Origin of the sequence: Citreimonas sp. (assembly GCF_042096055.1) — a bacterium.
GTDB lineage: Bacteria > Pseudomonadota > Alphaproteobacteria > Rhodobacterales > Rhodobacteraceae > Citreimonas.
Window position 1 is genome coordinate 1 of record NZ_JBELMH010000058.1, and the last position, 13,886, is coordinate 13,886.

Below are 13,886 nucleotides of genomic sequence, written 5' to 3' on the forward strand. Positions count from 1 at the left end.
ACCGGCCTGTCACGCCGGGGGTCGCGGGTTCGAGCCCCGTCAACCGCGCCATTTCGACCATTCCCCAATATCGTCAGTGATGCCTGGATGCCGGACCGTTTTGGCGCGCTCGGTTTCTTCACGCACACGGCCGGGCAGCCCTCGGCGCTCGCGCTTGATCCGCTTAACCGCAATCCGTGAATTTTCTTGAACGCCCTCGGGAACCGCTTCGGACCCACGGTGTTGTTAATCAAAGAAGCGCCCGCGAGGGGCGCTTCGTAACAATTCGAAAGTGTCGGCGGATGGCCGTGTCACGAACCCCAGCTGCGCACCGGACCGCAATCCATGTGCACGAAGTTCGAGCCGGTGTACCGGCCGACGCCGCCGGCTCGGCAGGCCGCCGCCGCGCGCGCCATCTGCGAAACGCTGCGCGAATGCAGACGCAGGTCTGCCGCTTCGCCGCGAAGGTGGCGCGAGTTCTTGGCCACGCCACCGGACTGGCTGCGCAGCATGTTGTTGGTCTTGGGAGACCGGTAGCCCGAAATCAGGGCGTAGGGTTCGGACACATCCAGAAGGTTGTGCGAAGCCGCCATGATGTCGATCGTCCTGGCGTCGATCGTCTTGACGTCGTTGGTACGCCAATCGCGCATGAAGCGAGAGATCTCGGTCAGGGCGTCGGAGATGTAATCCCCTTCCACCCAATAGACCATGTCGAGCCGTTCGCCGTTGCGCGGGTTGACCATGCGCAGCCGGCGGATGTCGCCTGCGCCTTTCAGAAAGCCCGCCGCGTGTGAAAACGTCGGGGCCGCGGTCAGCGTGGTCGCCGCGAACGCGCCAAGAAGCGCGCGCCGGGTGAGCCCGGTCGAAGAGTTAGCTGTCATGAAGCGCCTGTCCCGTGGTCGCTGGATTTACCTGTGAGTTCTACCTGTCACTCGAACCTCTGCGGATCCGTCTGCCCCTGTCCTCGGGGACACGTTCGGTATGGCACGAATCAGGTTAACGGAAAAGGTAGCGTTGGATGGAACTTTCCTTCGCAAGCGGATTCCTGCGCAACGCGCGCGGAGGCCGCCGGGATGTGGCGCCGGGGCACGGTCCTTCACGAAGTGCTCGCCCGGCGTAACGGGAACGTCACTTCCTGAAACCTTTGAAGGCTTTGCGCGTAATTGATGTAGACAGGCGCCGGGCCGGGGAACACCCTTCGGCCATGGTTCGAGCCGCGGCCGAGGCATCAAAGGAAACATCCCATGTTCAACTCCAGTGTCACCACCCGCTGGCGCCATGCGCGCAACGCGGCCGTCGCGGCGGCGTTTCTGGCCGCGTCGCCCGCCGCCGCGCAGCAGGACCTGTCGCTGAACGTGACGCCGTTCATGCAGGCGGTGGCCGAGGGACTCGACAGCGATCCGGCGATCGCGGCCTTCTACCGTGACCGCGACTTCGCCCCGCTGTGGACCGGTGCGGGCGAAACCCACGGCGCCCGCCGCGCAGCGCTGCTCGAGGCGCTGTCCAGCGCCGACGCCCACGGCCTGCCGGCCCGCGCCTACGATGCGAACGCCCTGGTCGGCCGGATGGCCGCGGCACGCTCGGCCGAAGAGCGCGCGAGCATCGAGATGGCGCTGACCGAGGCGTACTTGCGCTACGCGCGCGACGTGCAGTCGGGCATCCTAGACCCCAACGCGGTGGTCTCTGCGATCAAGCGCGAGCGTCCGATCCGCGACGCCGACGCGCTGCTCGAACGGATCGAAGCCGGCGACGCGCGCCGCGTCTTGCGCGAACTCGCCCCCGGCAGCAACGAGTACACCCGCCTGATGCGCGCCAAGATGATGCTGGAACGCACCATCGCGCATGGCGGCTGGGGCGCGCCGGTGCAGGCCCGCACGCTGGAGTCCGGCGATTCCGGCGACGCGGTCGTGGCGCTGCGCGATCGCCTGGTGGCGATGGAGTACCTGAACCCGCATCTCGGCACGTCCTACGACGCGCGGATGGAGGCGGCGGTGCGCCAGTTCCAGCAGGATCACGGTCTCGAGGTCGACGGCGTCGCCGGGCCCGGCACGCTGGGCGCGCTAAACACGCCGCCCGAGGAGCGACTGAAATCGGTGATCGTCGCGATGGAGCGCGAGCGCTGGCTGAACTTGCCCGGCGGGCGCGGCGACCGGCACGTTCTGGTCAACCTTGCCGACTTCCACGCGCAGATCATCGACGACGGCAAGACGACCTTCCGCACCCGCTCGGTCGTCGGGCACCAGGACAGGGACCGTCAGTCGCCCGAGTTCTCGGACGTCATGGAGCACATGGTCATCAACCCGTACTGGTACGTGCCGCGCTCGATCATCGTCGACGAATACCTGCCGGACATGCGCCGCAACCCCTACGCGCATTCGCATATCGACGTGATCGACAGCTCTGGCCGGGTGGTGAACCGTGGCCGCGGCTTCGGGCGCTACAACGCGCAGACCTTCCCGTTCTCGATGCGCCAGCAGCCCGGCCCCGAGAACGCGCTGGGGACGGTCAAGTTCATGTTCCCGAACCGCTACAACATCTACCTGCATGACACGCCGGCCAAGAGCCTGTTCTCGCGCAACACGCGGGCCTTCAGCCACGGCTGCATCCGCCTGCAGGACCCGCACGAGTTCGCCTACGCGCTGCTCGCCCCGCAGGAGGAGAACCCGCAGCGGTTCTTCCAGTCGATCCTGCAGGCCGGCCGGAACACCACCGTGCCGCTGGAACAGAACGTGCCGGTGCACCTCGATTACCGCACGGCGTTCACGCAGGCGAAGGGTAACGTGCAGTACCGCGACGACGTCTACGGCCGCGACGCCATGATCTGGCGCGCGCTGGCGGATGCCGGGGTGGCATTGCGCATCGGTCAGGGCTAGACCGGGCGGCGCGGCCCGGCGCGGCCGCCGCCAGCCGGAGGAGCCGCGGAATCGATGCCCAGCGAACGACCCGTCCGCCACACCCTGACCGAGATCGCCGCCGCCCTTGGCATGCACGCCGAAGGGGACGGCGCGCTGGCGGTCACCGCCGTCGCGGAGCCTGCCTCGGCGGGCGCCGACGACCTGGCGCTGGCGATGAAGCCCGCCTTTGCCGAGGGGCTGGCCCAAGGCGCCGCGCGCGCGGCACTGATGTGGGAAGGGGCGGACTGGCGCGGCTACGGGTTGCAGGCCGCGATCCTGGCGCCACGCCCGCGGTTCGCGCTGTCCACCGTCTCGGCGATGATGGATCCGGGCGCGGGGTACGCGGCGGGCATCCATCCCTCGGCGGTGATCGATCCCTCGGCCACGCTTGCCGATGACGTCTCGATCGGCCCCTTCACGGTGATCGGCCCGCGCGCCCGCATCGGCGCCGGCAGCGTGATCGGCCCGCAGGTGCATGTGGGTGCCGATACCCAGATCGGGGCGAACGCGCTGATCCACGCAGGCGTGCAGATCGGCGCGCGCGTGCGGATCGGTGCGCGCTTCATCGCGCAGCCGGGCGCCTGCGTGGGCGCCGACGGCTTTTCCTTCGTCACGCCCGAGCCGTCGGGCCCCGAGTTGGCCCGCGCGACGCTGGGCGCCGAGGGCACCGCGACCGCACAGGGCTGGGCGCGGATCCACAGCCTCGGCGGCGTGACCATCGGCGACGACGTCGAGATTGGCGCCAAGTCCTGCATCGACCGCGGCACCGTCCGCGACACCCGGATCGGCGACGGGGTCAAGATCGACAACCTCGTGCAGGTCGGCCACAACGTTGTGGTGGGACGCGACTGCATGCTCTGCGCGCAGGTGGGCATCGCAGGCTCGACTGTGCTGGGCGACGGCGTGGTGATGGGCGGCAAGGCCGGCGCGTCCGACAACATCGCGATCGGCGCGCGCGCGATCCTCGGCGGCGGCACGATCGCGCTGGCCAACGTGCCGGCGGGGCGCGTCATGCTGGGCTACCCGGCGATGAAGATGGACAGCCACGTGGAAAGCTACAAGGCGCTGCGCCGGCTGCCGCGTCTCTTCCGTGACGTCGCAGCCCTGAAGAAAGCGGTTTCAAAGACGCCCCAGAGCGACTAGATCGGGCGCGACACGGGCAGTACGAGGACCGCAGCGATGGATGTCGAGGACCGGGTGATCGCGATTGTCGCCGAGCAGGCCATGCTCGAGCCGTCGGACGTGACGCTGGATTCCACACCCGAAGAGCTGGGAATCGACAGCCTCGGCCTGGTCGAGGCGATCTTCGCCATCGAAGAGACGTTCGACATCTCGGTACCCTTCAATGCCAACGATCCGCAGGGATCGGATTTCGACATCTCGTCGGTCGGGCAGATCGTGGCGGGCATCCGCAGGCTGATGGCCGAGCAGCACGCGTGAAGCGCGTCGTCATTACCGGCGCGGGCACGATCAACCCGCTGGGACACGACGTGCCCACCACGATGCAGGCGATGCGCGAGGGGCGCTGCGGGATCGGCCCGCTGGACTTCCGCGACGTCGACCGCCTGGCGATCCGGATCGGCGGGCAGGTGCGCGACTACACCGCCGAAGACCGCTTCAACCGCCAGCAGCTGGCGCTTTATGATCGATTCACGCAGTTCACGCTGATCGCCGCGCGAGAGGCGCTGGGGCAGGCGGGACTCGACTTCAACGGAGAGCTGGCCGACCGCGCCGGCGTCGTGCTGGGCACAAGCGGCGGCGGGCTGACTACGCAGGACGAGAATTACCGCGCCGTCTACGAAGAGGGCAAGAACCGCGTCCATCCCTTCGTCGTGCCGAAGCTGATGAACAACGCCGCCGCCAGCCATGTCAGCATGGAGTTCAACCTGCGCGGCCCCAGCTTCACCGTGGCCACGGCCTGCGCGTCGTCGAACCACGCGATGGGGCAGGCCTTCGCGATGGTCCGCTCGGGGCTGACCACGGCGATGGTGACGGGCGGATCAGAATCGATGCTGTGCTTCGGCGGCGTGAAGGCGTGGGAGGGCCTGCGCGTCATGTCCAAGGACGCGTGCCGGCCTTTCTCGGCCACGCGCAACGGTATGGTGCAGGGCGAGGGCGCCGGCATCTTCGTGTTCGAGGAATACGAGCACGCCAAGGCCCGCGGCGCCGAGATCCTGGCCGAGGTGGTGGGCTTCGCCGCGACCTCGGACGCGGCGGACATCGTGATGCCGTCCAAGCAGGGCGCCGCGCGTGCGATTCGAGGTGCGCTGCGCGACGGGCGGATCGACGCCGAGCGCGTGGGCTACATCAACGCGCATGGCACCGGGACCGCCGCCAACGACAAGACCGAGTGCGCGGCGGTGGCGGATGTCTTCGGCCACCATGCCGACGACCTGATGATCTCGTCCACCAAGTCGATGCACGGGCACCTGATCGGCGGCACCGGCGCGGTCGAGCTTCTGGCCTGCATCATGGCGCTGCGGGACGGGGTGATCGCGCCGACGATCGGCTACGAGGAGCCCGACCCGGAATGCGCGCTGGACGTGGTCCCGAACGAGGCGCGGCAGGCCGAGGTGGACGTGGTCCTGTCGAACGCCTTCGCCTTCGGCGGCCTCAACGCCGTGCTGGCGCTGGGGCGCGCCTGACGCGCTAGTTGCTCGGCTTGCAGTCGGCGTGATCGCCGGGGCAAAGCACGGTGACCGCGTCGATATCGGAATCGCCCGCGGCGTCGTTCCCGCTGTTTCTGTAGCGGATCGACACGTCCTCGAACCCGCTGCGCATCCCGTCGTCGGCCTGCGCGAGCAGGTTCGGGCGGAACACGCGCATCGACGTGGCGACCTGCGCAAGGCCGCCTACAGGGTCGAAGAAGCCCGTCATCCCGTCCTCCTTCCAGCTCGAAAAGCTGTCGAGGTCCGAGAACACCAGCGCCCCGTCGAGGTCGTATCGCGCGCCGTCACGGCCCGCGTCCGGTGTCCCGGACGCCACGGATATGTCCAGATCGGCCAGGTGCGGCGTGTCGGCAAGCGCCAGCGCGGCGTCGACCGCGCCGCCGTCGATGGCGAGGTCCAAGGCCCGGAATTCGACCACGATCACCGTGTCGGGCGCGGCGGGTTCGGTCGATTGCGCACCGGCGGGACCGGCATGCGGAACGAACAGAAGGCTTGAAATCAGCGCCGGGCCGGCGCGGAACGTGAGCGGCATGTCTCTCTCCTTCGCTGGTCGGGAAGACAATGCCGCACGCGACGTGCGGTTCCGGGCGCGGGTCGCCGCCCGCGCCCGGTCAACGCGTCAGCGCAGGATCGAGTGGCCGGCGTATTCCGCCGCCTCGCCCAGCATCTCGTCGATACGGATCAGCTGGTTGTACTTGGCCAGCCGGTCCGAGCGCGCCAGCGAGCCGGTCTTGATCTGACCGCAATTGGTGGCGACCGCGAGGTCAGCGATGGTGGTGTCCTCGGTCTCGCCCGAGCGGTGGGACATGACGTTGGTCATGCCGGCGCGGTGGGCCATCTCGACCGCTTGCAGCGTCTCGGTCAGGGTGCCGATCTGGTTGACCTTGACCAGCATGGAATTGGCGCAGCGCTTCTCGATGCCCATCTCCAGCCGGCGCGGGTTGGTCACGAACAGGTCGTCGCCGACCAGCTGGACCTTGCCGCCCAGCGCGTCGGTCAGCGCGCGCCAGCCGTCCCAGTCGTCCTCGGAGCAGCCGTCCTCGATCGAGATGATGGGGTAGTCGTCGCACAGCGCCTGCAGGTAGGCGACGTTCTCGTCCGGGGTCAGCGACTTGCCCTCGCCCTTCATCTCGTACTTGCCGCCCTCGAAATACTCGGTCGCGGCGCAATCGAGCGCCAGGTAGATGTCCTTGCCCGGCTTGTAGCCGGCCTTCTCGATCGAGCGCAGGATGAAGTCGAGCGCCTCGCGCGTGCCGCCGAGTTCGGGTGCGAAGCCGCCCTCGTCGCCCAGACCGGTGGACATGCCTGCGTCGACCAGTTCCTTCTTGAGCGTGTGGAACACCTCCGAGCCCATGCGCACCGCTTCGCGGATGTTGGCGGCGGCGACCGGCATGATCATGAATTCCTGGATGTCGATCGGGTTGTCGGCGTGTTCGCCGCCGTTGATGATGTTCATCATCGGCACGGGCAGCACGCGGGCAGACGTGCCGCCGACGTAGCGGAACAGCGGCTGGCCGCAGAAATCCGCCGCCGCTCGCGCGGCCGCCAGCGAGACGCCCAGGATCGCGTTGGCGCCCAGGCGACCCTTGTTGTCGCTGCCGTCGAGTTCGATCATCGCCATGTCGAGCGAGACCTGTTCGGTCGCGTCCATGCCGGCCAGCGCCTCGGCGATCTCGCCGTTGACGGCCGCCACGGCGTCCAGCACGCCCTTGCCCTTGTAGCGCGCCTTGTCGCCGTCGCGGCGTTCCACGGCCTCGTAGGCGCCGGTCGACGCGCCCGACGGCACGGCGGCGCGGCCCATGGTGCCGTCCTCGAGCGTGACGTCGACCTCGACCGTCGGGTTCCCCCGGCTGTCGAGGATCTCGCGGGCGTGGATGTCGATGATGGTGCTCATTGGCGGTGTCCCTCGTTCTGGGTCGGTCGTGGCTTTACGCAGGGTTCTACCAACCGCGCGGCGAAAGTAAACGCGCCAGCGCTCAGCCGGCGGCGGCGGGGCGCGAGGCGGCCGCGGTGCGGATCGCGAGGCGGCGTTCGCGCGCAAAGGTGTATAGGCCCGCCGCGAGGATCAGCGCGCCGCCCGCCAGCGTCGGAAGGCCCGGCCGTTCGCCGAAGACCGCCATGCCGAGGCCGGTGGTGAAGACCAGCCGCGTGTAGCGGAAGGGCGACACGATCGCCGCGGGCGCCAGCCGCATCGCGGTGGTGACGCACAGGTAGCCGAGTGCGGTGACCACGACCATTGCGGCGATGTAGACCAGCGCCAGCGGCTCGGCGGTCATGGGCTTGGCCTCGAAGATCAGCAGGGCGAGGCCGGGCACGATGATCGCCATGAAGCCCCAGGTCGAGATCGCCAGCGACGGGATCGATTCCGGAGAGAGCCGCGTGACCAGGTCGCGCGCGGCGAGGCCGACGACTCCCATCACGGCGAACAGCTCCCAACCCGAGAATTCCGCGCCGAAGGGCCGGATCACCAGCAGCATGCCGACGAGGCCCACCGCGATGGCAGTCCAGCGGCGCCAGCCGACCTCTTCGCGCAGGAACAGCGCGGCGCCGAGTGTGACCACCAGCGGCGCGGCCTGCATGATCGCGGCGAAGACCGATAGCGGCACCTTCGAGATGCCGACGATCAGGCCCAGCCCGCCGACGATCTCGAACGCGTTGCGCAGCAGCACCATCGGATGCAGCGCGTCGGCTGTGAAGATGCGCACGCGCTTGATCGCGGCGAGCGCGAGGAACAGCGCGGTGCCGCCTAGGCTCATGCTGACCATGACCTGGCCCAGCGGCGCGCGCTGGCTGGCGAGCTTGATGAACACGTCGGAGACGGCGAGGAACGCCATCGCGCCGAGCATGAGGCCGATGGCCCTCAGGACGTTGATCTGCATTCAGGTGATCACGTCGGGTTTGTCACGCCCGGTTCGTTTTCGGATGCCGGCGATGGCGTCGGCGGCGGCGATCACGGGCTTCAGCCGCTGCTGCGGGTCGTCGTCCAGCACGTCGCGGTCGTAGGTCTCGAGGTAGACGCGCAGGGTGGCGCCGGCGGTGCCGGTGCCCGACAGGCGGAAGACCACGCGCCCGCCGCCGTCGAAATGCACGCGCAGGCCCTGCGCGGTAGCGCGGCTGCCGTCGACCGGGTCGTCATAGGCGAATTCGTCGGCCTTGGTGACGCGCAGGCCGGCATCTTCGGTGCCGGGCAGGGTGGGGATCTGGGCGTGCAGTTCCGACATCAGGCCCTTGGCGGCCGCGGCGTCGACGTCCTCGTAGTCGTGGCGGGAATAGTAGTTGCGGCCGAAGGTCCGCCAGTGGTCCTGCATCAGTTCGGCCACGGAAATCTTGCGCACGGCGAGGATGTTGAGCCAGAACAGCACCGCCCAGAGGCCGTCCTTCTCGCGCACGTGGTCGGAACCGGTGCCGGCGGATTCCTCGCCGCAGAGCGTGGCGCGGCCGGCGTCGAGCAGGTTGCCGAAGAACTTCCAGCCGGTGGGCGTCTCGTAGCAGTCGATGCCCAGCTTCTCGGCCACGCGGTCGAGCGCGCGCGAGGTGGGCATCGAGCGTGCGACACCCTTCAGCCCGTCCTGGTAGCGCGGCACCAGCGTGGCGTTGGCGGCCAGCACCGCGACGCTGTCCGAGGGTGTCACGTAGACGCCGCGCCCGACGATCATGTTGCGGTCGCCGTCGCCGTCGCTGGCGGCGCCGAAATCGGGCGCGTCGTCGCCCATCATCAGGTCCATCAGCGGATTGGCCCAGATCGGGTTCGGGTCGGGGTGGCCGCCGCCGAAATCGGGCTTCGGCTCGGCGTTGACGACGCTGCCCTTCGCGGCGCCCAGCCGGTCCTCGAGGATCGCCTTCGCGTAGGGGCCGGTGATCGCGTGCATCGCGTCGAAGCGCATCGTGAAGCCCGAGGCGAAAAGCTCGGCGATGGCGTCGAAGTCGAAGATCTCCTCCATCAGCGCGGCGTAGGCCGCGACCGGGTCGACGACCTCGACCACCATGTCGCCCAGTGTGCTTTCGCCGGGGGTCGACAGGTCGATGTCGTGCGCCTCGAGGATGCGGTATTCGGTGATCGTGCTCGTCGCCTCGTGGATGGCGTTGGTGACGGATTCGGGGGCGGGGCCGCCGTTGGCGGTGTTGAACTTTACGCCGAAATCGCCCTTCGGGCCGCCGGGGTTGTGGCTGGCCGACAGGATGATGCCGCCGTCGGTGCCGCGCGTGCGGATGAGGTTCGACGCGGCGGGCGTCGACAGCAGCGCGCCCACACCGACAATGACGCGCGCGGCGCCCGAGGCGGCGGCCATGCGCAGCACCACCTGTGCGGCACGGTCGTTGAAGTGGCGTCCGTCGCCGCCCAGCACCAGCGTCTTGCCCTTCACGCCGCCGATGCCGTCCCAGATCGCCTGGACGAAGTTTTCGAGGTAGTGCGGCTGCTGGAACTCGGGCGTCTTCTTGCGCAGGCCCGAGGTGCCGGGCTTCTGCCCGTCGATCGGTTTCGTGGCGACGGTGTCGATCTTCATGGCATCCTCCTGCACGGGCGTGGGCCCTGTATCGCGTCTTGGCCGCGCCCGCGCAAGCGGCGGGCCGCCGGCGACGATACGCGAAGGGTGCGGCGCGCGTTCCGCGTCAGGCGCGTTCGCGCAGCAATTCGTCCAGATGCACCGCGCAGCCCGTGAGCGCCGCGTAGTCGTCCGAGACGACGTGCACGGCGAACTGCTCCATGAAGGGCGCGAAGCGGCCCTTGTCGCGGAAGGCCTGCGTGAAACCCAGCGTCTCCAGATGCGGGCCGAGATGGCGGATCACGCCGCCGACCAGATAGATGCCGCCGAAAGGCAGGGTGATCAGCGCCAGATCGCCGGTGTAGCGGCCCAGCAGGCGCACGACGATGCGCGCGGCGCGTACGGCGCGGGCCTCGCCGGCCTGGAACGCGGCGAAGATCTCGGACGCGGGCAGGGCGACGGTCTCGCCCTCTTCGGCGCAGCACCAGGCGTAGACACGCTCGAACCCGCGACCCGACAGCAGGTCCTCGAGCCCCGGGGTTGTGTGCGTGTGGTGCTCGGCCACCCAGTCGCGCAGGCGCAATTCGTCCGCGCTCTGCACCGGGATCGAGACGTGCCCGGCCTCGGCCGGCGGCACGAGGGTCATGCCGCGGCGCTTGAACACGGGCTGCGCGTTCAGGCCCGTACCCATGTTGACCACCAGGCGCGGTTGTTCGGGTGCGCTGACGGGGGCTGCGATCAGCGTGGAAAGCCCGGCGTCGCCCAGATGGCCAACCGCCACGCCCTGCGCCTGAAGGTCGTTCAGGACCGACACGGTTTGCGCGCCGGTGGCCTCGCGCAGCGCTGCTTGGTCGACGCGCCAGGGCAGGTTGGTCAGCGTGCCGACGCCGTCGCGCACGGGGCCCGCCATGTCGACGCAGGCGGCCTGCGGGGCGGCGCCGGTTTCGGCCAGGTAAGCGCGCAGGATCGGGTCGATGCCGCCGTGTTCGGCGTTGCGGAACCGCCGGATCGAGGCCGTGTCGACCGCCGTGCCATGCGCCAGCGCCACGCGCGTGTTGGTGCCACCGATATCGGCGACGACGGCGAGGGTCGCATGCGGCATGGCCTAGTCCTTCAACGCTTTGGCGAGCGCGTGGTACGAGGCCTTGGGCGTGCGCGCAAGCGTGTCGAAATCCACGTGCACGAGGCCGAAGCGCTTCTCGTAGCCCAGCGACCATTCGTAATTGTCCATCAGCGACCACACGAAATAGCCTTGCACCGGCACGCCGTCGTCAATCGCGTCCTGCACCTGGTCGAGATGGTCGTCGATGAAGGCTATGCGGTCGTCGTCCTGCACGCCGCCGTCGATCAGCGGATCGGGCGCAGCCATGCCGTTCTCGGTCACGTAAAGCGGCGTGTCGCCGGTGTATTCGGCGGTGGCCCGGCGCAGGAAGTTGCCGAGACCCTGCGGAAAGATCTCCCACCCCATGAAGGTCTTGGGCAGCGGACCGTCGCATTCCCTGACGTGCGGCCAGGGGCCGGGATCGTGCGCGATGACCTTGCGCGTGTAGTAGTTGAGGCCGACCCAGTCGAGCGGCTGCGAGATCAGGCCCAAGTCGTCCTGCCAGTTCGCGGGCATGTGCGGCTCGAGCCCCTCGAGCACCAGCGCGGGGTATTCGCCCTTGGTCGCGGCGCCCAGGAACCAGCGGTTGTAGATCGCGTCGTAGCGTTCGGCCGCAAGCTTGGTCTCGTCGCTGTCGTCGGCGGGCGTGGACCATTCGAAGTTGAACACGCCGCCGAGGTTTTTCATCCCGAGGCCGCGCATCACCTCGATCGAGCGCCCTTGCGCCACCAGCACGTGGTGCATGGCGCGCGCGGTGGCACGGATGTCGCGCAGCCCCGGCGCCTGGTGGCCGAGGAAGTGCGACAGCCAGGCGACGCACCACGGCTCGTTGATCGGGGCGGCGGACCACAGCCGGTCGCCGATGCGGGTCATCAGCGCCTCGGTGAAGCGGGCGAAATGGTCGGTGGTCGCGCGGTTGCGCCAGCCGCCGGCATCGGCCAGCGCCGAGGGCAGCTCCCAGTGGTAGAGGGTCGCGGCGGGTTTCAGGCCGCGCTCCAGCATGGCGTCGACCAGCCGGTCGTAGAAGTCGAGGCCTTGCGCGTTCACCGTCTGGCCGTCGGGCATGACGCGCGCCCAACTGGTCGAGAAGCGGTAGACGTCGAAGCCCGCGCCGGCGACCAGGTCGAGGTCGTCCTCGTAGCGGTGAAAGTGGTCGCAGGCCTTCGCGCCATCCTCGGCGCGCACGACGTTGCCGGGCGTGGCGGCGAAGTCGTCCCAGTGCGTGCGCCCGGCGCCGCCGAAGGCGTGGCCCTCGATCTGGTAGGCCGAGGTGGCCGTGCCGAACAGGAATCCCTTTGGAAAATCGGGGCGCGAGTGTTTCATGATCGTCCTTCCTGCTGCGGCGGGCATACGGCGCACGCCGGGGGCGCCGATGGCGCGGCGGTGGTCGCCTTTAGGGCTAACAGGTGGGGTGCCGCTCTCGCAAGCCGGGTTCGCGGCATTGACAGCGCGGGGTCGGTTAGCGCTAATCGTGGTGGAAGGGCGCCTCGGACGACCCGGGCGCCCGCGCCCCGCAGGCCGCGGCACGCGCCGTTGACGCCATGCGGGACGCGCCTAGCTAGACGCCTGTCAAGGCGCGCAAAAGACGCGATCCGATTGGGAGGAACATCATGAAGAAGACATTTCACGCCGGGGTGGCCGTCGCGGCCCTGTGCGCCGGTTCGGTGCACGCCCAGGAACTGGTATTCACCCCCGGCGAGGGCGATTTCAGCTGGGACGAACTCGAGACGTTCGCGTCCGAGCATGACCTGTCGGGCCAGACGCTGAACATCACCGGTCCGTGGATCGGCGACGACAAGGACCTGGTCGATTCCGTCATCGCCTATTTCGAGGACGCCACCGGCGCCGCGGTCGAATACGCGGGCTCGGACAGCTTCGAGAGCGAGATCCGCCGCGCCGCGCAGACCGGCGGCCTGCCCAACCTCGCGGTGCTGCCGCAGCCCGGCCTGCTGGCCGACCTGGCCGCGCAGGGCGACGTGGCCCCGCTGAGCGCCGAGACGGCCGAGTGGATCCGCGAGAACTATGCCGCCGGCGAGAGCTGGGTCGACCTCGCCACCAGCTACAACGAGCAGGCGGGCGAGGAGGCGCTGAACGGCTTCTTCTACAAGGTCGACGTGAAATCGCTGGTCTGGTACTCGCCCCCCGTCTTCGACGAGCTGGGCTACGAGATCCCCGAGACGATGGAGGACCTGATCGCGCTCAGCGAACAGGCGGTCGAGGACGGATTCAACCCGTGGTGCATCGGGCTGGGCTCGGGCGGGGCGACCGGGTGGCCCGCGACCGACTGGGTCGAGGACATCATGCTGCGCACGCAGAGCCTGGACACCTACGACGCCTGGGTGGCGAACGAGATTCCCTTCGACAGCCCCGAGGTGGTGAACGCCATCGACACCTTCGGCACCTTCGCGCGCAGCGAGGACTTCACCGGCATGTCGCCGGCCGAGGTGGTGGCCACCGACTTCCGCGACGCGCCGGACGGTCTGTTCCAGTTCCCGCCGGCCTGCCTGATGCACCGGCAGGCGTCGTTCATCCCGACCTTCTTCCCGGAGGACGCGGAATACGACTTCTTCTACTTCCCGGCCTTCGAGGGCGAGGACCTGGGCAGCCCGGTGCTGGGCGCCGGCACGGTCTGGGCGATCACCGACGAGAACGACGCGGCCTACGCGTTCATCGACTTCCTCAAGCTGCCGATCGCGCACGAGATCTGGATGGCGCAGTCGGGCTTCCTGACGCCGCACAAGGGCGTCAACACCGAGCT

Annotated in this window: 13 protein-coding genes; 6 read left to right on the forward strand and 7 right to left on the reverse strand. The window is 68.9% G+C overall.

The genetic code is table 11. The features are described from left to right. A partial coding sequence (locus ACFDTC_RS12770) for a hypothetical protein (protein WP_375259265.1) occupies window positions 1-180 on the forward strand: 180 nt, incomplete at its 5' end. A gap of 110 nt (window positions 181-290) precedes the next feature. Here the strand turns inward: ACFDTC_RS12770 and ACFDTC_RS12775 are convergent. After that, a complete protein-coding gene (locus ACFDTC_RS12775) occupies window positions 291-860 on the reverse strand; it encodes a YcbK family protein (RefSeq protein ID WP_375259266.1) in 570 nt (189 codons plus the stop codon). 363 nt (window positions 861-1,223) lie between these two features. Here ACFDTC_RS12775 and ACFDTC_RS12780 point away from each other — a divergent pair, with 363 nt between their 5' ends. From ACFDTC_RS12780 to ACFDTC_RS12795, 4 genes are read left to right on the forward strand one after another with little or no spacing between them, the layout of a single operon-like run. After that, a complete protein-coding gene (locus ACFDTC_RS12780; RefSeq protein ID WP_375259267.1) occupies window positions 1,224-2,852 on the forward strand; it encodes a murein L,D-transpeptidase in 1,629 nt (542 codons plus the stop codon). Between the two features lie 54 nt (window positions 2,853-2,906). After that, the gene (locus tag ACFDTC_RS12785) at window positions 2,907-4,016 is read left to right on the forward strand and encodes a UDP-3-O-(3-hydroxymyristoyl)glucosamine N-acyltransferase (RefSeq protein WP_375259268.1); all 1,110 of its coding nucleotides are present in this window, start codon (window positions 2,907-2,909) and stop codon (window positions 4,014-4,016) included. 36 nt (window positions 4,017-4,052) lie between these two features. Next, complete coding sequence (locus ACFDTC_RS12790; protein ID WP_375259269.1) at window positions 4,053-4,313, forward strand: acyl carrier protein; 261 nt, start codon at window positions 4,053-4,055, stop codon at window positions 4,311-4,313. Beyond that, window positions 4,310-5,518: a beta-ketoacyl-[acyl-carrier-protein] synthase family protein gene (locus ACFDTC_RS12795; RefSeq protein ID WP_375259270.1), complete on the forward strand. Its 1,209-nt coding sequence runs from the start codon at window positions 4,310-4,312 to the stop codon at window positions 5,516-5,518. Before ACFDTC_RS12790 ends, ACFDTC_RS12795 begins: the two co-directional genes overlap by 4 nt. Before the next feature lie 4 nt (window positions 5,519-5,522). On the opposite strand, the gene ACFDTC_RS12800 is transcribed toward ACFDTC_RS12795, so the two are convergent. The 6 genes from ACFDTC_RS12800 to ACFDTC_RS12825 form a co-directional block, all read right to left on the reverse strand. Beyond that, window positions 5,523-6,074: a hypothetical protein gene (locus ACFDTC_RS12800; RefSeq protein WP_375259271.1), complete on the reverse strand. Its 552-nt coding sequence runs from the start codon at window positions 6,072-6,074 to the stop codon at window positions 5,523-5,525. Window positions 6,075-6,161: 87 nt separating this feature from the next. Further along, window positions 6,162-7,436: a phosphopyruvate hydratase gene (eno, locus tag ACFDTC_RS12805; protein WP_375259272.1), complete on the reverse strand. Its 1,275-nt coding sequence runs from the start codon at window positions 7,434-7,436 to the stop codon at window positions 6,162-6,164. Between the two features lie 82 nt (window positions 7,437-7,518). Beyond that, window positions 7,519-8,421, reverse strand: a complete 903-nt coding sequence (locus tag ACFDTC_RS12810) for a DMT family transporter (RefSeq protein ID WP_375259273.1) — start codon at window positions 8,419-8,421, stop codon at window positions 7,519-7,521. After that, the gene (locus ACFDTC_RS12815; protein WP_375259274.1) at window positions 8,422-10,047 is read right to left on the reverse strand and encodes an alpha-D-glucose phosphate-specific phosphoglucomutase; all 1,626 of its coding nucleotides are present in this window, start codon (window positions 10,045-10,047) and stop codon (window positions 8,422-8,424) included. Window positions 10,048-10,153: 106 nt separating this feature from the next. Next, window positions 10,154-11,128, reverse strand: a complete 975-nt coding sequence (locus ACFDTC_RS12820) for a glucokinase (protein WP_375259275.1) — start codon at window positions 11,126-11,128, stop codon at window positions 10,154-10,156. Between the two features lie 3 nt (window positions 11,129-11,131). Then, window positions 11,132-12,451: a GH1 family beta-glucosidase gene (locus ACFDTC_RS12825; RefSeq protein ID WP_375259276.1), complete on the reverse strand. Its 1,320-nt coding sequence runs from the start codon at window positions 12,449-12,451 to the stop codon at window positions 11,132-11,134. A gap of 287 nt (window positions 12,452-12,738) precedes the next feature. Between ACFDTC_RS12825 and ACFDTC_RS12830 the strand changes: the two genes are divergently transcribed. After that, on the forward strand, window positions 12,739-13,886 hold a 1,148-nt coding region (locus ACFDTC_RS12830), incomplete at its 3' end, for an ABC transporter substrate-binding protein (RefSeq protein WP_375259277.1).

Coding starts and splice junctions, on each gene's coding strand:
- ACFDTC_RS12775 (WP_375259266.1), bottom strand. CDS start 860: ATGACAGCTAACTCTTCGACCGGGCTCACCCGGCGCGCGCTTCTTGGC.
- ACFDTC_RS12780 (WP_375259267.1), top strand. CDS start 1,224: ATGTTCAACTCCAGTGTCACCACCCGCTGGCGCCATGCGCGCAACGCG.
- ACFDTC_RS12785 (WP_375259268.1), top strand. CDS start 2,907: ATGCCCAGCGAACGACCCGTCCGCCACACCCTGACCGAGATCGCCGCC.
- ACFDTC_RS12790 (WP_375259269.1), top strand. CDS start 4,053: ATGGATGTCGAGGACCGGGTGATCGCGATTGTCGCCGAGCAGGCCATG.
- ACFDTC_RS12800 (WP_375259271.1), bottom strand. CDS start 6,074: ATGCCGCTCACGTTCCGCGCCGGCCCGGCGCTGATTTCAAGCCTTCTG.
- eno (WP_375259272.1), bottom strand. CDS start 7,436: ATGAGCACCATCATCGACATCCACGCCCGCGAGATCCTCGACAGCCGG.
- ACFDTC_RS12810 (WP_375259273.1), bottom strand. CDS start 8,421: ATGCAGATCAACGTCCTGAGGGCCATCGGCCTCATGCTCGGCGCGATG.
- ACFDTC_RS12815 (WP_375259274.1), bottom strand. CDS start 10,047: ATGAAGATCGACACCGTCGCCACGAAACCGATCGACGGGCAGAAGCCC.
- ACFDTC_RS12820 (WP_375259275.1), bottom strand. CDS start 11,128: ATGCCGCATGCGACCCTCGCCGTCGTCGCCGATATCGGTGGCACCAAC.
- ACFDTC_RS12825 (WP_375259276.1), bottom strand. CDS start 12,451: ATGAAACACTCGCGCCCCGATTTTCCAAAGGGATTCCTGTTCGGCACG.